The sequence below is a fragment of the Streptomyces aureus genome, assembly GCF_000725495.1.
GTDB classification, from domain to species: domain Bacteria; phylum Actinomycetota; class Actinomycetes; order Streptomycetales; family Streptomycetaceae; genus Streptomyces; species Streptomyces aureus_B.
Genome location: NZ_JNZD01000049.1, coordinates 1 through 20,784 on the forward strand (window position 1 = coordinate 1; position 20,784 = coordinate 20,784).

At 71.7% G+C, this 20,784-nt stretch carries 11 protein-coding genes; 8 read left to right on the forward strand and 3 right to left on the reverse strand.

What is annotated here, in order from left to right:
* Positions 1 to 2,738: glycoside hydrolase family 3 C-terminal domain-containing protein (locus IO36_RS35015; protein ID WP_037626147.1), on the reverse strand; the 2,738-nt coding region annotated here is incomplete at its 3' end.
* Between the two features lie 359 nt (positions 2,739 to 3,097).
* Between IO36_RS35015 and IO36_RS35020 the strand changes: the two genes are divergently transcribed.
* The 6 genes from IO36_RS35020 (at position 3,098) to IO36_RS35045 (ending at position 12,152) form a co-directional block, all read left to right on the forward strand.
* Positions 3,098 to 4,777, forward strand: coding sequence for a type 2 periplasmic-binding domain-containing protein (locus IO36_RS35020; protein WP_037626149.1), 1,680 nt, complete (start codon positions 3,098 to 3,100; stop codon positions 4,775 to 4,777).
* A gap of 26 nt (positions 4,778 to 4,803) precedes the next feature.
* Positions 4,804 to 5,856 carry an ABC transporter permease gene (locus tag IO36_RS35025; protein ID WP_037626151.1) on the forward strand — a complete coding sequence of 351 codons (1,053 nt, stop codon included), beginning with the start codon at positions 4,804 to 4,806 and terminating at the stop codon, positions 5,854 to 5,856.
* Positions 5,853 to 6,788: a carbohydrate ABC transporter permease gene (locus IO36_RS35030; RefSeq protein ID WP_037626153.1), complete on the forward strand. Its 936-nt coding sequence runs from the start codon at positions 5,853 to 5,855 to the stop codon at positions 6,786 to 6,788. The genes IO36_RS35025 and IO36_RS35030 overlap by 4 nt, the downstream gene beginning before the upstream one ends.
* Before the next feature lie 117 nt (positions 6,789 to 6,905).
* Positions 6,906 to 8,912, forward strand: coding sequence for a beta-galactosidase (locus IO36_RS35035; RefSeq protein WP_051901181.1), 2,007 nt, complete (start codon positions 6,906 to 6,908; stop codon positions 8,910 to 8,912).
* On the forward strand, positions 8,909 to 11,395 hold the full coding sequence (locus IO36_RS45250) for a glycosyl hydrolase family 95 catalytic domain-containing protein (RefSeq protein WP_078943636.1): 2,487 nt from the start codon (positions 8,909 to 8,911) through the stop codon (positions 11,393 to 11,395). The genes IO36_RS35035 and IO36_RS45250 overlap by 4 nt, the downstream gene beginning before the upstream one ends.
* A 40-nt stretch (positions 11,396 to 11,435) precedes the next feature.
* Complete coding sequence (locus tag IO36_RS35045) at positions 11,436 to 12,152, forward strand: glycoside hydrolase family 12 protein (protein ID WP_037626154.1); 717 nt, start codon at positions 11,436 to 11,438, stop codon at positions 12,150 to 12,152.
* Between the two features lie 51 nt (positions 12,153 to 12,203).
* On the opposite strand, the gene IO36_RS35050 is transcribed toward IO36_RS35045, so the two are convergent.
* Together IO36_RS35050 and IO36_RS35055 are read right to left on the reverse strand one after the other, a co-directional pair.
* Positions 12,204 to 14,246: a glycoside hydrolase family 31 protein gene (locus tag IO36_RS35050; protein WP_037626156.1), complete on the reverse strand. Its 2,043-nt coding sequence runs from the start codon at positions 14,244 to 14,246 to the stop codon at positions 12,204 to 12,206.
* Positions 14,247 to 14,576: 330 nt separating this feature from the next.
* Positions 14,577 to 15,590, reverse strand: coding sequence for a LacI family DNA-binding transcriptional regulator (locus IO36_RS35055; RefSeq protein WP_037626158.1), 1,014 nt, complete (start codon positions 15,588 to 15,590; stop codon positions 14,577 to 14,579).
* A 302-nt stretch (positions 15,591 to 15,892) separates the two neighbouring features.
* Here IO36_RS35055 and IO36_RS35060 point away from each other — a divergent pair, with 302 nt between their 5' ends.
* On the forward strand, positions 15,893 to 17,824 hold the full coding sequence (locus IO36_RS35060) for an acyl-CoA dehydrogenase family protein (RefSeq protein ID WP_037626160.1): 1,932 nt from the start codon (positions 15,893 to 15,895) through the stop codon (positions 17,822 to 17,824).
* A gap of 161 nt (positions 17,825 to 17,985) precedes the next feature.
* Positions 17,986 to 20,748 (forward strand): preprotein translocase subunit SecA, encoded by a 2,763-nt coding sequence (gene secA / locus IO36_RS35065; protein WP_107065876.1) that lies wholly within the window; start codon positions 17,986 to 17,988, stop codon positions 20,746 to 20,748.
* The last annotated feature ends 36 nt before the right edge of the window (positions 20,749 to 20,784 follow it).

The following is a 20,784-nucleotide window of genomic DNA, read 5'->3' on the forward strand; positions in this document are numbered from 1 at the left end:
CCCCCGACGGCCGTCCCGCCCCCGCCCCCCAGCGGCCCCCCGTCCAGCGAGACCTCGATCTCTCCCTCGCCCGCCGCCTCGACGACCAGGCGCGTGACACCGGGTCCGAAGTCGCACCCGCGGAAGAGGAGTTCACCCGTGCCGCCGTCCTCGGGAGTCACCGCGTCGCCCGCCGTCCTCGTGCGGTCGACGATCGCGACGCCCCGCTGATCGTCGAAGTCGGCCGCGTTCAGGCCGTGTTCGCGGACCTGCCGGAACGTTCCGGGTTCGCCGTCGAGTTCGACGGTCGCGGCGAGCCGGATGTCCTCGCTGGACGCGCCGATCAGCAGGTCGTACGCGCCCGGCTCCAGACGTCGGCGGCCCTGGACCACGTCCCAGAACTCCAGCGCCTCGGGAGGAAGTTCGAAGGTCACGGTGGCCGAGGCGCCCGGGTCGAGCCGGATCCTGCGGTGCGCCGCCAGCGCGCGGCGCGGGCGCGGCACGGACGGGGCGACCGCCCGGGTGTAGAGCTGGACGACCTCGTCGGCGGACACGGCCCCGGTGTTCGTGACCGTGCAGGACACCGTCGGTGAGTCGCCCTGCCGGCGGATCCGCAGGTCCGTGTAGGCGAACGTCGTGTAGGACAGGCCGTGACCGAAGGGGAACAGCGGGGTCCCCTCGAAGTAGAGGTAGGTCTGCCGGCCGCCGATCACGTCGTAGTCGAGCAGCCCGGGCAGGTCGTCGTCCCCGGCATACCAGGTCTGCGGGAGACGGCCGGCGGGGGAGACGTCCCCGGCGAAGACCCCGGCCAGCGCGGTGCCGGCCGCCTGGCCGCCGTGCGCGGTCCACAGCACCGCGGGCAGGCCGGCCACGTCGACCGCGTACGGGTAGGCGGACACGAGCGCGAGCACCGTGGCCGGGTTCGCCTTCCGGGCGGCGTCGAGCAGCCGCTCCTGGTGGGCGGGCAGCCGCAGCGTCGTACGGTCCTCGGTCTCGCGGCCGTTGATGTGCGGGTCGTTGCCCGCCACGACGATCACCACGTCGGCCGCGGCGGCGGCACGTGCCACCGCCTCCTCGCCGCGTTCGGTGAACCGCGGCTCGAAGACCTCGGCCTCCCGGGGGTCCGGCCCGGCAACCTTCACGCCGTCCGCGGCGACACACACGTATCCACCCGTCCCGAGGTGCTTCAGGAGGTGGCCGCCGTCATGGGCCGCGGAGGGTTCCAGCCGGAAGGTCTCCTGGACGATCCAGCCGCCCGGCCGGTCGGCGGACGCGCGCAGGAAGCCGTCGTCGGCGACCGACAGCCAGCGGCCGTCGGGTGCGCGCAGCGTGAGGACGCCCCCGCCCCAGTCGACCAGCGCCAGTTCGGTGCCGACGGCGTCGGCGGTCAGCGGGGGCAGGTCCGTGCGTCCGGCGATCAGCGCCGGGTCCAGGGCGCCCTCGGCATCCGGTGTCTCCTCCGGTACGTCGTCCACCGCGGGCACGGCGAGATACAGACCGGCGGAGGTCCGCAGGTGTACCCGGTCCACACCCTCGGCGAAGTCCACCCGCTCGGCACCGAAGCGCTCGTACAGGCCCTCCAGTGGTGTCGACCGGTGGATCAGCGTCCCGCTGTACCAGTCGAGCTTGCACTCGTCGGCGAGCAGACCGACGACGGCGAGGCGGACGCCCCGGCGCAGCGGCAGCAGACCGTCGTTCCTGAGCAGGACGACCGCCTGCTCGGCGGCCTCCCGGGCGAGCGCGCGGTGGGCGGGCGTGTCGAACTTCCCGGCGTCCGCGTACGGGTCGAGGTCCGGGTCGAACTCGCCGAGCCGGAAGCGCACGGCGAGCTGGCGCCGGACCGCGGTGTCGACGTCGGCCTCGGTCAGCAGGCCCCGTTCCAGGGCGCCCCGGACGCGGGCGGTGATCCGCGAGCCGTCCGTGCCGTGGTCGGTGAAGCTGTCGACGCCGGCGAGGAGCGCGGCGGCCGTCGCCTCCTCGTGGGTGTCGAAGTAGTGCTCGGAGTCGACCAGGTTGGAGGGCGCGCCCGCGTCCGAGCAGACGAGCAGTTCCTGGTCCGTCCAGGCCCGCAGGTGCTCGCGCAGATACGGCGAGACGTGGTTGGGGCGGCCGTTGACCAGGTTGTACGCGGGCATCACCCCGGCGACGGCGCCCGCCACCACGGTGTCGCGGAAGGCGCGCAGGTCGTACTCGTGCAGCACGCGCGGCCGGACGGAGGAGGACGAGGTGTCCCTGGCCGTCTCGTTGTTGTGCGCGAGCCAGTGCTTGAGGACCGGCGCGGTGCGCCAGTAGACCGGGTGGTCGCCGCGCAGCCCACGCGTGTACGCGGTGGCGATGGCGGAGGTGAGCGCCGGGTCCTCCGAGTAGCCCTCCTCATTGCGCCCCCACAGCGGATGGCGCAGCAGATTGACCGTGGGGGACCAGACGTTGAGGCCCACACGGTCGTCACGGGCACGCATCGCGCGGGCCTCGGACGACACGGCCTCGCCGATCCGCCGCACCAGGTCCTCGTTCCAGGTCGCGCCGAGCCCGACGGCCTGGGGGAACACCGTCGCCGGACCCATCCAGGCGACCCCGTGCAGCGCCTCCTGGCCGGTGCGGAACGCGGACACCCCGAGCCGCTCGACGGCGGGCACGAACTGGTGCAGGAACGCGATCCGTTCGCCCAGGGTGAGCCGCGACAGCAGGTCGTCGATGCGCTTCGCGAACGGCAGGCTCGCATCACGGAAAGGCGGCGTGGAGGGCGTCTCTGCGGTCACGTGGTGATCCCTTTGCACTGGGGCGGTGAAGCCTTTCGAAGCGCTTCGATGCTCGATCGACCAGGGGGCGGGTGTCAAGACATCGGGGCGCACCACCGCTGTTTCCCGCCAGTGACGTCAAGTGCCGTACGGAAACGCTCTGTTGTCGTGGGCCGTTGAGGAATCTTGGGAACGACCCTTGTGCACCCCCAGGCGTTCACTTAACCTCGCAGCAACATCGAAGCGCTTCGACTGCGGGCTTCCCTCTTCCAGGGCCCAGTCCCCCGAGGACCGCTTCCGCTCGGGCAGATCCACTCGAGACACCGCAGCCGACGGCCCCACCGCCGGTGTCCTGCTGTGCGCCACGAAGGGTTGACGCAATGACGCCGAACTCCGCCCCCTCCGCCCCCAGCCGGAGAAGCTTCCTCGCCTCCACGGCGGTCGCAGCGGCCGCCGTGGCCGGCGGAACGCCGCTGCTCGCCGCCTGCGGCGGCGGCCAGGACGGCAGCAAGGACGGCACCACCTCGGGGAAGGACGCCCAGAAGATCCTTCCGGCGTTCGTGGCGTCGAGCGTCGTCACACCCGACCTGCCGTCGAAGAACGGCTCGGCCGCCGGATTCACCAGAGCGATCGACCTGGGCGCGCTCAAGACGTCCGTGCCGAAGAAGCTGGGCGCCGGCAGCGGATTGAAGATCATGTCGCCGTTCTGGGGCAGCCCGCCCGCCGGCGACAACGCGTACTACACGGCCATGAACGAGGCCATCGGCGTCAAGGCGACCTGGCAGAACCAGGACGGCAACACCTACGACGAGAAGCTGGGCGCGATCCTCGCCTCCAGCGACATCCCGGACGTGGTGGTCGTCCCGGGCTGGAACCTCAACGGCAAGATACCGAGCGCGATCAACGCCAAGTTCGCCGACCTCGGCCCGTATCTGTCGGGCGACAAGGTCAAGGACTACCCGAACCTGGCGGCGGTCCCCACCGACGCCTGGCAGCGGTCCATCTTCGGCGGCAGGCTCCGCGCGATCCCGATGCCGGCCTCGTACGTCACGAACATCGCGCCCTTCTACCGCAAGGACGTCTTCGCCAAGAAGGGCTACACCCTGCCGAAGTCCCCGGACGAGTTCCTCGCCTGGGCGAAGGAGGCCACCGACGCCAAGGCGAAGGTGTGGGCCTGCGACGACCTCAAGTGGACGGCCTTCAACATCTACGGCGTCCTCAACGGCAGCGACAAGGCCCTGTGGTGGGACCTCAGGGACGGCAAGCTCGTCAACCGGATCGAGACCGACGAGTACCTCGAGGCCCTGGAGTGGACCCGCAAGCTGTACGCGGCCGGCGTCGTCCACCCCGACGCCAAGGCCGTCAAGGGCGACGCCTCCAACCGCTTCACCGCCGGCCAGTCCCTCGTCTTCAACGGCGACCTGTCCTACTGGTACGGCTCGACCGCCGAACAGCGCACCCAGAAGACGGACTTCGAGATGGGCGCGTTCGACATCTTCGGCCCCGACGGCGGCGACCCCACGCTCTGGGCCACCCAGCCCGCGGGCATCTTCACCTTCGTCAGCAAGACCGCTTCCGCGCGGCAGATCAAGGACTTCCTCGCGCTCGCCGACTTCTGCGCGGCCCCGTACGGCACCAAGGAGTACATGCTGACGGTGTACGGCGTCGAGGGCACCGACTACACGGTCAAGAACGGCCTGCCCACCAAGACCACCAAGGGCACCAACGAGGTCAACGGCGCCTACGACTACACCGGCGACCCGGCCGCCTACCTCGCCCACCCCGACCTGCCCGAGATCGCCCGGCTCCAGGTCGAGTGGCAGCAGCGCATGGGCGCCTTCACCAAGAAGTCCTCCTTCTACGGGCTGACCATCACCGAGCCCAACCGGTGGACCAACCTCGCCAACGACTTCGAGCAGCTGGAGGACGACATCGTCCGCGGCCGCAAGAAGATCGCCGACATGCAGCAGGCCGTCGCGGACTGGAAGCAGAAGGGCGGCGACGACCTGCGCGCCTGGTACAAGAAGCTGCTCGACGACAACGGCTCCGCGGCCAAGTGACCCGCGTCTGAGGCAAGGAGAAGGCCGTGTCGCACAGCACCGTGCCCCGGAGCAGGGCCGGGGCCAGGGCGGGCAGCAGGACGCCGGACGGGAGCCCCGCCGAGGCCGGCGGCGGACGCCGGGCCGCCACGAGCACCGGGCGGGGCACCGGGAAACTGCCCTTCCGGCTGCGGTTCAGACGCGACCGCGCCCTGGTCCTGATGACCCTGCCCGCGGTCGCGCTGCTGCTCGTCTTCGTCTACGTCCCGGTGCTCGGCAACGTCGTCGCCTTCCAGGACTACGACCCGTACCTGAGCGACAACGGCTTCGTCGCGATGTTCGAGAGTCCCTGGGTCGGTCTGGAGAACTTCCAGCGCGTCTTCGCCGACTCGGCGTTCTGGCACGCCGTGCAGAACACGTTCGTCCTCTTCCTCCTCCAGCTCGTGCTCTACTTCCCGGTCCCCGTCGCCCTCGCGCTGCTCATCAACAGCGTGGTCAGGCCCCGGGTCCGGGCGGTGGCCCAGGCGGTCATGTACCTCCCGCACTTCTTCTCCTGGGTCCTCGTCGTCACCGTCTTCCAGCAGATCTTCGGCGGGGCCGGCATCATCGCCCAGACCCTGCGCCGGCACGGCCACCAGGGGATCGACCTGATGACCGACCCGGGGATCTTCAAGTTCCTGGTGACGGCCGAGGGCGTCTGGAAGGACGCCGGCTGGGGCATCATCGTCTTCCTCGCGGCCCTGTCGTCCGTCTCCCCCGATCTGTACGAGGCCGCCGCGATGGACGGGGCCGGGCGTTGGCGGCGCATGTGGCACATCACCCTGCCCGCCCTGCGCCCGGTGATCGCCCTGCTGCTGGTGCTGCGCGTGGGCGACGCACTCACCGTCGGCTTCGAACAGCTCCTGCTCCAGCGCGACTCGGTGGGCCCCGGCGCCTCCGAGGTCCTCGACACCTACGTGTGGTGGAACGGCATCCGCAACCAGGACTTCGGCTACGCCGCCGCGGCCGGACTGGTCAAGGGAGTCGTGGGGCTGGGGCTCGTCCTGACCGCCAACAAGGTCGCCCATCTCATGGGCGAGCAGGGGGTGTACGAGAAATGACCGCCGTGACGCCCGACGTCCGTGAGAGGCCCGGCCGGTGGGCGGCGCCGCCCCGCCCGCCCTGGGAGGAGGAGCCCTCCAAGGCCGGCCTCGCGGGCAAGGGACTCACCCTCACCCTGGCTGCCCTCGCGATCCTCTTCCCGCTCTGGATCGTCGTCGTCACGAGCCTCCAGTCGAAGAAGACCATCGACGCCGCCGGGGGACTGGTCGTCGTCCCCCGGGGCGTCACCTTCATCGCCTACCGGGAGCTGCTCACCGGCGGCCAGGTGCAGCGCGCCGCCCTCGTCAGCGTCGGCGTGACCCTGACCGGCACCCTGTTCAGCATGGCGGTCTCCGTCCTGTGCGCCTACGGGCTCTCGCGCAGCGGATCGCTCGGCCACCGCTGGTTCCTGATGACACTGCTCGCCACCATGTTCTTCGGCGCCGGACTCATCCCCACCTATCTGCTGGTGCAGGCCCTCGGCCTCACCGACAGCTATCTCGCGCTGATCCTCCCCAGCGCGGTCAGCGTCTTCAACATCCTGGTGCTGCGGGCGTTCTTCATGGGCATCTCGCCCGAACTGACCGACAGCGCCCGCATCGACGGCGCGGGCGACTGGCGCATCCTGTGGCAGATCGTGCTGCCGCTGTCCCGGGCGGTCCTCGCGGTCATCTCGCTGTTCTACGCGGTCGGTTACTGGAGCGCCTGGTTCAACGCCTCCATCTATCTGACCGACCAGGACATGATGCCGCTCCAGAACGTCATGATCCAGCTCGTCCAGAAGCAGGAACGCCCGGTCGGACTCGCCACCCAGATCAACACCGGACAACTGTCGCCGCTCGCCGTGCAGATGGCCGTCATGGTGATGGCGCTGCTGCCGGTCGCGGTCCTCTCGCCCTTCGTCCAGCGGCACTTCAAGAAGGGCATGCTCACCGGCGCCGTGAAGGGATGACCTCGTCCGAGGCACCCGACGCCGCCCCCTGCTCGTCGCGGCCGACCTGCTCCTGACCGGCGGTCGGCCGCGGCGTACCACTTCCCCGTCCCACCCTCACCCCGATCGAGGTGGTTCATGCGCACGCCCCCCGGAACCCCTCCGGAACCCGGAGCGCCGGGTCTGAGCGACGCCACCCGGGGCCGCATCCTGTTCGGCGGCGACTACAACCCCGAGCAGTGGCCCGAGGAGACCTGGCCCGAGGACGTCCGCCTCATGAAGGAGGCCGGCGTCAACTCCGTCACCCTCGGGGTCTTCTCCTGGGCCCGGCTCGAACCACGTCCCGGGGCAAGGGAGTTCGGCTGGCTGGACCGGCTGATGGACCTGATGCACGAGCACGGCATCGGGGTCGTGCTCGCCACCCCCACCTCCTCGCCGCCGCCCTGGCTGGGCCGGCTGCACCCCGAGACCCTGCCCCGGGACGAGGACGGCCGCACCGAGTGGTGGGGCTCCCGACAGCACTTCTCGCACTCCAGCGCCGTCTACCGCCGCCGTGCCGCCGCCATCACCGAGGACCTGGCCGCCCGCTACGGGGCACACCCCGCGCTCACGATGTGGCACATCAACAACGAGTACTGCACCACCGACCACGGCGACGAGGCGGCCGGGGCCTTCAGGCGCTGGCTCCAGGACCGCTACGGCACCCTCGGGGCACTCAACACGGCCTGGGGAACGGCCTGCTGGGGCCAGTCCTACGACGACTGGCACGAGATCGTCCCGCCCCGCCACGCGCACTACCTGAAGAACCCGACGCAGGTCCTCGACTTCAGGCGCTTCACCTCCGACATGCTCCTGGAGTGCTGCGCCGCGGAACGGGACATCGTGCGCCGCCACAGTCCCGCCATCCCGGTGACCAGCAACTTCATGCCGATGTGGGTCGGCCAGGACGCCTGGCGGTGGGCCGCCGAGGAGGACGTCGTCTCGGTCGACCTCTACCCCGACCCGCGCGACCCCCTGGGCGCCCAGTACGGCGCGCTCGTCCAGGACATGACCCGGTCGCAGGCGGCGGGCGGGTCATGGATGCTCATGGAGCAGGCGGCCGGCGCGGTCAGCTGGCGCACGGTGAACCACCCCAAGCCGCGCGGGCTGAACCGGCTGTGGTCGCTGCAGGCCGTGGCGCGCGGCGCCGACGCCGTCTGCTACTTCCAGTGGCGCGCCTCCCGCCAGGGCGCCGAGAAGTTCCACTCCGGGATGATCGGCCACGCGGGGGAGCCGGGCCGGGGCTTTCAGGAGATCAAGGAGATCGGCGCCGAACTCGCCCTCCTCGCACCGCACGTGGCCGGCACCCGGGTCCCGGCCGGCATCGCGATCCTGCACGACTGGAACTCCTGGTGGGCCGGAGCGCACGAGGGCGCCCTGTCCGCCCGGAACGACTACGCCGAAGTCCTGCGGGCCTGGCACCGCGCCCTGTGGGAGGCGCACCTCACCACCGCCTTCGCCCACCCCGAGCACGACCTCTCCGGGTACCGGATGGTCGTCGTGCCCCAGCTGTACCTCCTCACGGACCGGGCGATCGAGAACCTGACCGCCTACGCGCGGGCGGGCGGCACGCTCGTCTGCGGTTTCCTCACCGGCGTCGCCGACGAGGACGACCGGGTGCGGCCGGGCGGCATGGACGAACGGCTGCGCGACCTCTTCGGCATCCGGACCCTGCACGAGTGGTGGCCGCTGGACCCGGGGGAGACCGCGGTCTGCGACGGCTTCACGGGCACGCTCTGGTCCGAGGAGATCGAGCCCGGCCCGGACGCGGTCGTCGAGGCGCGCTACCGCGGCGGCGAGCTCGACGGACTGCCCGCCGTCCTCCGCCGGGGCACCGCCCGCTATCTCTCCACCCTCCCCGAACCCCCCGCTCTGCGCGCACTGCTGACCGGGGCCGCGGAGCAGGCGGGCGTCCGGCCCGTGCTCGACGAGCTCCCCGACGGGGTGGAGGCCGTCCGGCGCGGTGGTCTGCTCTTCCTGCTCAACCACGGCCGCGACCCGGTGACCGTCGAGGTGCCGGGCAGCCACCGCGACCTCCTCGGCGGTGCGAACGTACGGGACCGGGTACGGCTGGAACGCCTCGGAGCGGCGGTGCTCGCCCCATGACCGGCGACACCCGCCCCGGCACTCCCGCGGACCGCCCCCGGACCGGCACCAGCCGGGGTTCGGCGCCCGTTCACGGCACCTGGGAACCCTGGCCCGCCGCCCGCTGGGAGGATGCCTTCCTGAGCGGCAACGGCACCCACGGCGCCATGGTGTTCGGCGATCCAGACGACGACCGGGTCATCGTCAACCATCACCGGCTCGTCCGCCCGAACGGCAGCGCCGACGCGCGCCCGCCCGAACTCGCCGACCGGCTGGGCGACCTCCAGGACCGGCTGCTCGCCGGGGACGTGCACGCGGGCGAGGACTTCACCGACGGCAGGCCCCTGCTGTGGGTGCAGCCCTTCCACCCGGCGTTCCAGGTCCGCGTGCGCCGCCCGCCCGGGGACAGCCGCCCCTACCGGCGCGAGGCCGACTTCACCACCGGCGTGGTCCGCGCCGACTGCGGCGGGCGGCGCAGCGAGGTGTTCGTCTCCCGCGCCGACGACGTGATCGCGCAGTACGTGACCGCCCCCGGCCCCTCGGTCGAGGTGATGCTCGACCACCGGCTGCCCGGCGCGCCGTCGGACCTGGCGGTGGCCCACGCGGCCGTCCGCACCCCCGAGGGCGCCCTGCTCACCCTGCGCGCCCGCTACCCGGGCAGCGACCTCGCGTACACCGGCGTGACCCTCGTCGTCACCGACGGCGCCGCCCGTCCCGCGCTGCCGGGCCTGCGGGTGGAGGGCGCCCGCTCGATGCTGCTGCTGACCCGGGTGCACCGGCACCCGGGCGAGCTCGACGCCCTCGCGGAGCTGCGCGCACTGCGGGAACTGCTGACCGGCGGGGCCGAAGGCGGGGGCGCGGGTCCCGAGGCCGGGGGTGCCGGGGTGGGCAGGGGTGCAGGTTCCGAGACCGGGGACGCCGGGGCGGGCAGAGACGCAGGTCCCGAGGCCGGGGACGCCGGGGCGGGCAGAGACGCAGGTCCCGATGCGGGGGAGGCCGCCCGTCCCGATGCCGTCGGTGCCCGGGCAGGGAGCGGCGCCGGGGCCGGTGGTCCCCGTACGGAGGAGGAGATCGGGCGCGTCCACGCCCGGCTGCTCGCCCGCCACACCGCCCTGCACCGCGCCGCCTATCTGCGGGTCACCCTCGACCTGCGCGCCGACCCCGCCGAACGGGCCCTGCCCGGATCGGCGCTGCTCCGGCGGCCGGCAAGCCCTGCCCTCCTGGAGCGGCTCTTCGCGGCCGGCCGCCACCACCTGCTGTCCGCGTCCGGCACGCTCCCGCCGCGGCTGACCGGTCTGTGGACCGGCGACTGGGACACCGCCTGGTCCGGGGCGTTCACCACGGACGCCAACCTCAACCTCCAGACGGCGTCGGCCGCCGCGGCCGCACTCCCCGAGGTCACCGAGGCCCACGCGGCCCTGGTCCACGCCCAGTTGCCGCACTGGCGGGACAACGCCCGGGCCGTCTTCGGCACCCGCGGAGTGGTGGCACCCGCCCACACCGACGGCGAGTCGGGACACCTGTACCACCTCAGCCGCGCCTACCCGCTGCACGTGTGGACCGCGGGCGCCGACTGGCTGCTGAGCCCCCTCGTGGACCACGACGAGACCCGCGGCGCACAGGATCCGCGGCTCGCCGCCGCGCTCGCCGAGACGGCCCGTTTCTACGAGGACTTCCTCACCCGGACCGACGAGGACGGCCGCCTGGTCGTCGTGCCGTCCTACTCACCGGAGAACCGTCCCGCGAACGCGAGCTGGATCACCGTCAACGCCGCCATGGACCTCTCGGCGGCCCGGCACGCCCTGCGCACCGCGGCCGCGTACCACCCGGGGCCCGACGCCGAGCGCTGGCTGGCGCTCGCCGACCGGCTGCCGCGGCACCGGGTCAACGCCGAGGGCGCGCTGGCCGAATGGGCCCGCCCCGGACTCCTCGACAGCTACGACCACCGGCACCTCAGTCACCTCTACGGCGTCTGGCCGCTCGACGAGATCAACCCCTACGACACCCCGGCACTCGCCGCCGCGGCCCACCGCGCCCTCGAACTGCGCGGCGCCGAGAACGACTCGGCACACGGCCACCTCCACCACGCGCTGATCGCAGCCCGGCTCCGCGACGCCGAGCGCCTCGCACACGCCCTCGGCACCGTCCTGGCCGGGGACTTCTTCCACCTCTCCCTGATGAGCGGCCACTACCCGAACCGGCACGTCTACAACGCGGACGCCTCCCACACCCTGCCCGCCGTGCTCGTCGAGGCACTGATCCAGTCCACCCCGGGGCGGCTCGTCCTCCTCCCGGCGCTCCCCGCCGGTCTGCCGAGCGGCGAACTCCGGGGGATCCGGACCCGGTTCGGGGCACGGATCGACCTCACCTGGGCTCCCGGCGGTGCCAAGGCCGTCCTGCGGCCCGGCCGCACCTGCCGGATCGAACTGCGGACTTCCTCCGGCGCGCGACCGCTCGTGCTGCGCGCCGGAGAGGACCGCGTCCTCACCCTGGGGCCGCGGTAGCCCCCACTCGCACATCCCCCCACCCATGGAAGGAAACGCCATGGCACCTCGAACAACGCTCCGGCTCGCCCGGGCCGTCGTCGCCCCCGCGCTGGCCCTCGGCGCGACGATCGCCCTCGCCTCGGCCCCCGCCCAGGCCGCCGTCTGGTCCTCCTGCGACCAGTGGGGCAGCACCACCCTGAACGGGTACACGCTCTACAACGACATCTGGGGCTCCGGCGCGGGCAGCCAGTGCATCTGGGCCAACTCCGGCACCAGCTGGGGAGTCTGGGCCAACCACCCCGACACCGGCGGCATCAAGTCCTACCCCAACTCCAAGAAGTACGTCGGCAGGACGATCGCCGGGCTGTCCTCCCTGACCAGCACCTACAACGTCACCGTCCCGTCGTCGGGCGCCTACAACACCTCGTACGACATCTGGGACACCGGCTACGCCTACGAGACCATGCTCTGGGTCAACTACAACGGAGCCGTCGGCGCGCTCGGCACCTCGCAGGGCTCGCTCACCCTGAACGGCACCACCTGGACCGTCTACAAGGGCAACAACGGAGCGAACGACGTCTTCTCGTTCCTGCGCAGCTCGGACTCCACCTCCGGCACCGTCGACATTCTTCCGATCCTGCGGTGGATCGCGAACACCAAGGGTTGGATGCCGAACACGAAGACCATCGGGGACGTGCAGTTCGGCTTCGAGATCACCTCGTCCTCCGGTGGCCTCGACTTCGTCACCAACAACCTGACCGTCAGCAGCAGTTGACCGTGGTCCGTCGGGCGGCCGGTCCCTTCTCCGGGGACCGGCCGCCCCGCGCTACTCCGCCACGGGCAGCCGGGCCCCGTCCCGCAGGAACAGCGGGATCCGGTCCAGCGGCGCCTCCACCGTGACGGACGCGCCGCCCTCGTACTCCGTCCCGGTCCAGGCGTCCGTCCAGCGCGCGCCCGCCGGAAGGTACACCGTCCGGGCCGTCGCGCCCGCGGTCAGGACCGGCGCGACCAGCAGGTCCGGGCCGAGGAGGTAGGCGTCGTCCACCGACCAGGCGGCCTGGTCCCCGGGGAACTCCAGGAGCAGCGGGCGCATCACCGGCAGCCCCTCCTCGTGCGCCTCCCGCATGACGTCCAGCAGGTACGGCTTCAGACGTTCCCGCAGCCGCAGGTACCTCTCCATGACGGCCCCGGCCTCCTCGCCGTACGACCAGACCTCGTTCGGGCCGCCGGTCATGGCGGGGCCCAGCGGCATGGCGGGGTCGCGGAAGCCGTGCAGCCGCATCAGCGGCGACAGCGCGCCGAACTGGAACCAGCGGACCATGACCTCGCGGTAGGCCGGGTCGTCCGGGTCGCCGCCGTGGAAGCCGCCGATGTCGGTGTTCCACCAGGGGATGCCGGACAGCGCCGTGTTGAGACCCGCGGCGATCTGCCGACGCAGGGTCGCGAAGTCGGTCCCGATGTCCCCCGACCACAGCGCGGCCCCGTAGCGCTGACTGCCCGCCCAGGCCGAGCGGTTGAGGGAGACGATCTCGCTCTCCCCGGCGGCGCGCAGCCCCTCGTAGAAGGTACGGGCGTTCTCGCGCGGGTAGAGGTTGCCCACTTCGAGCCCCGGGCCCGCGTGGTAGCGCAGGTTCTCGGAGAACCCGGGCTTCAGCTCCGGCTCGCAGGCGTCCAGCCAGAACGCCGAGATGCCGTACGGATCGAGGTAGTTCTCCTTCACCCGCGACCACACGAACTCCCGGGCCGCGGGGTTCGTGGCGTCGTAGAAGGCCACCTGGACCGTGGAGGCGACCTGCTTGTCGGGCCAGTCGGCGTGGGCCATCGGCCCGTACTCGGTGCCGATGAAGAAGCCCCGCTGCTCCATGAGCTGATGGTTCTCCGACAGCGGGGAGACCGACGGCCAGACGGACACGACCAGCTTGACGCCGAGTTCGGCGAGTTCGGTCTGCAGGGCCGCCGGGTCGGGCCACTCGGCCGGGTCGAACCTCCAGTCGCCGAGGTGGGTCCAGTGGAAGAAGTCGCAGACCACGACCGACAGCGGCAGCCCTCGGCGCCTGTACTCCCGTACGACCTCCAGGAGTTCCTCCTGGGTGCGGTAGCGCAGCTTGCACTGCCAGAACCCGGCCGCCCACTCCGGCAGCATCGGCGTCCGGCCGGTCGCCGCGCTGTAGCGGCGCTGGGCGTCGGCGGGGGTGCCCGCGGTGATCCAGTAGTCGATCTGGCGGGCCGAGTCGGCGACCCAGCGGGTGCCGTTGCCGGCCAGCTCGACCCGCCCGATGGCGGGGTTGTTCCACAGGAGCGTGTACCCGCGGCTGGAGGTGAGCACGGGGACGGTGACCTCGGCGTTGCGCTGGACCAGGTCCAGCACCGCGCCCTTCTGGTCGAACAGCCCGTGCTGGTGCTGGCCGAGGCCGTACAGCCGCTCGCCCTCGTACGCGGCGAAGCGCTGCTCCAGCCGGTGGTGGCCGTTGCCGGTCGGGGTGTACAGCCGCGAGCCGGGCCACCAGAAGTGGGCGCGCTCCTCGGCGAGGAGTTCGGCGCCGTCGGCGGTGCGGGTGAAGCGGACCAGCCCCTCGGCGCTCATCTCGACGGTCAGCGCCCCCACCGTCAGCCGGCCCTCGGCGGGCCCGAGTTCCAGCGTGCTCGGGGTGTCCTCGGGCTCGTCGAGCAGCGCTCCGGGCAGGCCTTCGAGCAACGGGCCGCCGAGACGGGCGCGGACCCGGACGGCGTCGGGTCCCCACGGCTCGATCCGGACGGTCTCCGTGCGGCCGCTCCACTCCAGCGCGCCGTCCCGCTCACGGAACGTGCCGACGGTCGGGGAGGACTGCGCGAGGCTGACCTGGGGCTGGGGTGCGGCGGACCGATTCACGTGGACGGCTCCTGTGGCAGGGCGGGCAGGGAGGCACGCGGACATGCGCTGGCATGGAGGGGCGAGGGGCGTGCGGACTCGGGAGAGCGACCGGGGGAGCGGGGCGGGAACGAGGGTGCGACGAGCGAGCGCGGCGGGAACGGGTGCGGGGCGGGCACGGGAACGGGCGCGGGGCTCGCGGACAGCGGTCGCCCGGCGGGGACGCGCGGTCCGTGAAGGGGAGCGGGATCCGTGAGGCGGGAACGGGATCCGTGAAGGGCGTGGGGTCCTGAAGGGGGCGGGGTCCTGAAGGGGGCGCGGCGGGCACGCCCCCGGCACGGACGAGCGGGATCAGGGAGCGGCCGGTGCCGGCCCCGTGCTCGCCCGTACGGTCAACTCCGGCGCGATCAGGACGACTTCGTCCTTGCCGCGCCCTTCGAGCTTGGCGATCAGATGCTCGACGGCCTGGCGGCCCATGTCCTGCGCGGGGATGGCGACCGACGTCAGCCGCACCGAGGCCTGGGTGGCGACCTGGTCCGGGCAGATCGCGATCACCGAGACGTCCTCGGGCACGGCCCGGCCCTTCTGGCGCAGCAGGGCGAGCAGCGGTTCGACGGCCGACTCGTTCTGGACGACGAAGCCCGTGGTGCCGGGGCGCTCGTCGAGGATGCGGGCGAGGGTGAGGGCCATCGCGTCGTAGCCGCCCTCGCAGGGCCGGTGCAGCACCCGCAGCCCCAGCTCCCGCGAGCGGGCCCGGAGCCCGTCGAGCGTCCGCTCGGCGAAGCCGGTGTGCCGTTCGTAGACGGCGGGCGCCTCGCCGATGACAGCGATGTCACGGTGGCCGAGCAGCGCCAGATGCTCGGCGCACAGCGCGCCCGTCGCCCCGAAGTCGAGGTCGACGCAGGTCAGGCCGGTGGTGTCGGCGGGGAGCCCGATGAGCACCGACGGCTGGTCCGTCGCGCGCAGCAGTGGCAGCCGCTCGTCGTCGAGCTCGACGTCCATGAGGATCATCGCGTCGGCGAGCCCGCTGCCGGTGACCCGGCGCACCGCGTCGGGCCCCTCCTCGCCGGTGAGCAGCAGGACGTCGTAGCCGTGGGTCCGGGCGGTGGTGGCCACCGCGATGGCGATCTCCATCATCACGGGTACGTACATGTCGGTGCGCAGTGGAACCATCAGCGCGATGATGTTGGACCGGCTGCTCGCCAGGGCGCGGGCGCCCGCGTTCGGGTGGTAGCCCAGTTCCTGGATGCTCTGCTCGACCCGTTCCCGGGTGCTCGCGGAGATGGACCGCTTGCCGCTGAGGACATAGCTCACCGTGCTCGCCGAGACTCCGGCGTGCTGGGCGACCTCGGCGAGGGTGACCATCCAGCTCTCCCAGCTTTGTGAAGCGCTTCGACAGTGCGCGCGGTACCGATAGGGGCGAATGAGGGTGGCTCGACACTAGCCCGGTGGAGGAATCGTGTCCATAGTCTGTCGAAGCGCTTCGACAGGGCTTGTCGTGCCTGTCGGCCCTCGGTTGCGATGCCGGCGGCCGGTAGGTGAGGAGCCTAGGGGCCGAACGCTGCGCGAGGACTGGTGGCGTCATCCGGAATCGGGTAAATACGATCGAGTAGAACCGGTCGGTAATGGACTGCCCCAAGATCCCTATTCGCGGCGAGGTGAGCCTCATGTCCGCTACACCCCAGAAGCCCACAGTCACCGAACGTGAGGCCCGACAGGTCGCCGAGGCCGCGCGCGAACAGGACTGGCGCAAGCCCAGCTTCGCCAAGGAACTCTTCCTCGGCCGCTTCCGGCTCGACCTCATCCACCCCCACCCGCTCCCCGCCGCCGAGGACACGCTGCGCGGCGAGGAGTTCCTGGCCAAACTGCGCGACTTCTGCGAGACGAAGATCGACTCCGCCCGGATCGAGCGCGAGGCGCGGATCCCGGACGAGACGATCACCGGGCTCAAGGAGCTCGGTGCCCTCGGCATGAAGATCGACACCAAATACGGGGGCCTCGGCCTCACCCAGGTGTACTACAACAAAGCCCTCGCCCTGGTCGGCTCGGTGAACCCGGCGCTCGGCGCGCTGCTCTCCGCCCATCAGTCGATCGGCGTACCCCAGCCGCTGAAACTGTTCGGCACCCAGGAGCAGCGGGACACCTTCCTGCCGCGCTGCGCCCGCACCGACATCTCCGCCTTCCTGCTCACCGAACCGGACGTCGGCTCCGACCCGGCGCGGCTCGCCACGACCGCCGTCCGCGACGGCGACGACTACATCCTCGACGGGGTGAAGCTCTGGACGACCAACGGCGTCGTCGCGGACCTCCTGGTCGTCATGGCGCGCGTCCCGAAGTCCGAGGAGGGCAAGGGCGGCATCACGGCCTTCGTGGTGGAGGCCGCCTCGGAGGGTGTCACCGTCGAGAACCGCAACGCGTTCATGGGTCTGCGCGGCCTGGAGAACGGCGTCACCCGCTTCCACCGGGTGCGGGTACCCGCCGCCAACCGCATCGGACCCGAGGGCGCGGGCCTGAAGATCGCCCTCACCACCCTCAACACCGGCCGTCTCTCGCTGCCCGCCATGTGCGCGGGCGCGGGCAAGTGGTGCCTGAAGATCGCCCGCGAGTGGACGTCGGTGCGGGAGCAGTGGGGCAAGCCGGTCGCCTTCCACGAGGCCGTCGGCTCCAAGATCTCCTTCATCGCCGCCACCACCTTCGCGCTCGAGGCCGTCCTCGACCTGTCGTCGCAGATGGCGGACGAGAACCGCAACGACATCCGCATCGAGGCCGCGCTCGCCAAGCTCTACGGCTCCGAGATGGCCTGTCTGATGGCCGACGAGCTGGTCCAGATCCGCGGCGGCCGCGGCTTCGAGACGGCCGCCTCGCTGGCGGCCCGCGGCGAGCGCGCGGTCCCCGCCGAACAGGTCCTGCGCGACCTGCGGATCAACCGCATCTTCGAGGGCTCCACCGAGATCATGCACCTGCTGATCGCCCGGGAGGCGGTCGACGCCCACCTCTCGGTCGCCGGAGACCTCATCGACCCCGACAAGTCGCTCTCCGAGAAGGCGAAGGCGGGCGCGAACGCCGGTGTCTTCTACGCCAAGTGGCTGCCGAAGCTGGTCGCCGGCGCCGGTCAGCTCCCGCGCTCGTACGGCGAGTTCCATCACGACGTGGACCTCTCCACCCATCTGCGCTACGTCGAGCGCAACGCCCGCAAGCTCGCCCGCTCCACCTTCTACGCGATGTCGCGCTGGCAGGGCCGGATGGAGACCAAGCAGGGCTTCCTCGGCCGGATCGTCGACATCGGAGCCGAACTCTTCGCCATGAGCGCGGCCTGCGTTCGGGCCGAACTCCTGCGCACCCAGGGGGACCACGGACGCGAGGCCTACCAGCTCGCCGACGCCTTCTGCCGCCAGTCCCGCATCCGCGTCGAGGAACTCTTCGGCCGCCTGTGGAACAACACCGACGACGTCGACCGCAAGGTCGTCAAGGGCGTCCTGTCCGGGACCTACACCTGGCTGGAGGAAGGCGTCCTCGACCCCTCGGGCGACGGCCCCTGGATCGCCGACGCCACACCCGGCGCCAGTACCCGGGAGAACGTCCACCGCCCCATCCGCTGACGTTCCTCCCGGTGGCGCGCACCGGCCCCGTCCGCCGCCCCGCTGCTTGCCGCTCCCCGGCGGGGCGGCGGACAATGTACGCAGCGGCGGACGGGGACTCGGACCGCGACGCCCGGCGGCCCTCCCCGGCGCCCACCGCGCCGGACTGTGAGGGAATGCCCATGTCAGGAAAAGGGCTCGAGGCCATCACCGGAAGGATCATGCGGGCGGGCGAGGGCCGGATGCTGCGCCGCCTCGAACACCTCGCCGCCCAGGTCGGCTCCCTCGAAGAGGAGTTCAGGGCCCTGACCGACGAGGAACTCCAGGCCCTCACCCCCGAGTTCAAGGAGCGGCTCGCCGCCGGTGAGAGCCTGGACGACCTGCTGCCGGAGGCCTTCGCCGCGATGCGCGAGGCATCCCGCCGGGTCCTCGGCATGCGCCACTTCGACGTCCAGATCATGGGCGGCGCGGCCCTGCACCTCGGGCACGTCGCCGAGATGCAGACCGGCGAGGGCAAGACGCTCGTCGGCACCCTGCCGGTGTATCTCAACGCCCTCACCGGCGAGGGAGTCCACCTCGTCACCGTCAACGACTACCTGGCCGGCCGCGACGCCGCCTGGATGGGACGCGCGTACCGCTTCCTCGGACTGACCGTCGGCGTCCTCACGGCGGAGTCGACCCCCGCCGAACGCCGTGCCCAGTACGCCTGCGACATCACCTACGGCACCAACACCGAGTTCGGCTTCGACTACCTGCGCGACAACATGGCCTGGTCCAGCGACGAACTCGTGCAGCGCGGGCACCACTTCGCGATCGTCGACGAGGCCGACTCGATCCTCATCGACGAGGCCCGCACCCCGCTGATCATCTCCGGCCCGGCCGACCAGCCGACGCACTGGTACGAGGCCTTCGCCGAGTTCGCCCGGCACATGGACGGCGTACGGGTGCAGGAGGAGCAGTTCACCAGCCCCGCCGACAAGGACCGCCTCGCCGCACTGCGGACCGGGCACGACTACGAGTACGACCCCAAGAAGCGCACCGTCTCGATCCTGGACCCCGGCGTCGAGTACCTCCAGGACCAGCTCGGCATCGACAGCCTGTACGAGTCCGACCACACCCCGTTGATCGGCCACCTGAACAACGCCCTCAAGGCCAAGGAGCACTTCAAGAAGGACAAGGACTACGTCGTCGTGGACGGCGAGGTGCTGATCGTCGACGAGCACACCGGCCGCATCCTCGCCGGCCGGCGCTACAACGAGGGACTCCACCAGGCCATCGAGGCCAAGGAGGGCGTCGCGATCAAGGACGAGAACCAGACGCTCGCCACGATCACCCTCCAGAACTTCTTCCGCCTCTACGGCAAGCTCGCCGGCATGACCGGCACCGCCATGACCGAGGCGGCCGAATTCCACACCATCTACCAGCTGCACGTCGTCCCGATCCCCACCAACCGGCCCATGGTCCGGCACGACGACCCCGACCAGATCTACCGCACCGAGGCGGCCAAGTACGCCGCGATCCTCGCCGACATCGAGGAACGGCACGCCCTCGGGCAGCCGGTCCTGGTCGGCACCACCTCCGTCGAGAAGTCCGAGGTGCTCTCCGCGCTGCTGCGCCGCCGGGGCATCCGGCACGAGGTCCTCAACGCCAAGAACCACCGGAGCGAGGCCCAGATCGTCGCCCAGGCCGGACGCCGGGGCGCCGTCACCGTCGCCACCAACATGGCGGGCCGCGGCACCGACATCATGCTCGGCGGCAACCCCGAGGCTATGGCGCTCGCCGAGACGGGCGAGGACGCGGACCCCGGGGAGCGGACCCGGGTCCTCGACCGGGTCAGCACCGCGGCCGCGGCCGAGCACGACGAGGTCACGGCCCTCGGCGGGCTGTACGTGCTCGGCACCGAACGCCACGAGTCACGGCGCATCGACAACCAGCTGCGCGGCCGCTCAGGCCGCCAGGGCGACCCCGGCGCCTCCCGCTTCTACCTGTCCCTGGAGGACGACCTGATGCGGCTGTTCCGGGCCAACGTCGTCGACCGCGTCATGGCCATGGCGAACGTCCCCGACGACGTGCCCATCGAGAACAAGATGGTCACCCGCGCCATCGCCTCCGCCCAGGCCCAGCTGGAGCAGCAGCACTTCGAGGCCCGCAAGGACGTCCTGAAGTTCGACGAGGTCCTCAACCGCCAGCGCACCCTCATCTACGCCGAACGCCGCCGCGTCCTGGCCGGCGAGGACCTGAGCGAACAGATCCGTCACTTCATGGAGGACACCGTCCGGGCGTACGTCGAGCGCGAGACCGGCGAGGGCTTCGGCGAGGAGTGGGACCTGGACCGGCTGTGGGGCGCGCTTCGGCAGCTCTACCCCGTGGGCGTCACCGTCGAGGACCTGGAGGACCGGTACGGCAGCCGCGACGACCTCACCACCGAGCGGGTCGTCGAGGCCGTCACCGACGACATCCGCGCCCACTACGCACGGCGCGAGGCGGAACTCGGCCCCGAGGCCCTGCGCGACCTGGAGCGGCTCGTCGTGCTGTCCGTCCTCGACCGCAAATGGCGCGAGCACCTCTACGAGATGGACTACCTGCGCGAGGGCATCGGCCTGCGCTGGACCCTCGGCCGGGAGCCGATCATCGAGTACGAACGGGAGGGCTACGACATGTACGGGGCCATGACCGAGGCGATCAAGGAGGAGTCGGTCGGCTACGTCTTCAACCTCGACACCGCCGCGCCGGCCCCCCGCGCCCTGGAACGGCGCGACCGCGCCGACGGCCTCCTGTTCACCGCGCCCACGCTCGACACGGCCGAAGGCGTCGTCGAAGGCGCGTTCGCTCCCGCACCTCCGCCCAGGACCGCGCCGGCCGCCTCGGGACCCCCCGGCGGACCCTCCGCGCGCGGCCGCCGCCAGCCCACCCGGCGTGCGTCCCGGCGCCGCCGCAGGCGCTGACCTGCGGATCAGTAGGGCGGCCGGTCCCCCCGTCAC

What these genes read in the sequence shown, in the direction of transcription:
- IO36_RS35020 (WP_037626149.1), top strand. Translation starts at nt 3,098, where the DNA reads ATGACGCCGAACTCCGCCCCCTCCGCCCCCAGCCGGAGAAGCTTCCTC.
- IO36_RS35030 (WP_037626153.1), top strand. Translation starts at nt 5,853, where the DNA reads ATGACCGCCGTGACGCCCGACGTCCGTGAGAGGCCCGGCCGGTGGGCG.
- IO36_RS35035 (WP_051901181.1), top strand. Translation starts at nt 6,906, where the DNA reads ATGCGCACGCCCCCCGGAACCCCTCCGGAACCCGGAGCGCCGGGTCTG.
- IO36_RS45250 (WP_078943636.1), top strand. Translation starts at nt 8,909, where the DNA reads ATGACCGGCGACACCCGCCCCGGCACTCCCGCGGACCGCCCCCGGACC.
- IO36_RS35045 (WP_037626154.1), top strand. Translation starts at nt 11,436, where the DNA reads ATGGCACCTCGAACAACGCTCCGGCTCGCCCGGGCCGTCGTCGCCCCC.
- IO36_RS35055 (WP_037626158.1), bottom strand. Translation starts at nt 15,590, where the DNA reads ATGGTCACCCTCGCCGAGGTCGCCCAGCACGCCGGAGTCTCGGCGAGC.
- IO36_RS35060 (WP_037626160.1), top strand. Translation starts at nt 15,893, where the DNA reads ATGTCCGCTACACCCCAGAAGCCCACAGTCACCGAACGTGAGGCCCGA.
- secA (WP_107065876.1), top strand. Translation starts at nt 17,986, where the DNA reads ATGTCAGGAAAAGGGCTCGAGGCCATCACCGGAAGGATCATGCGGGCG.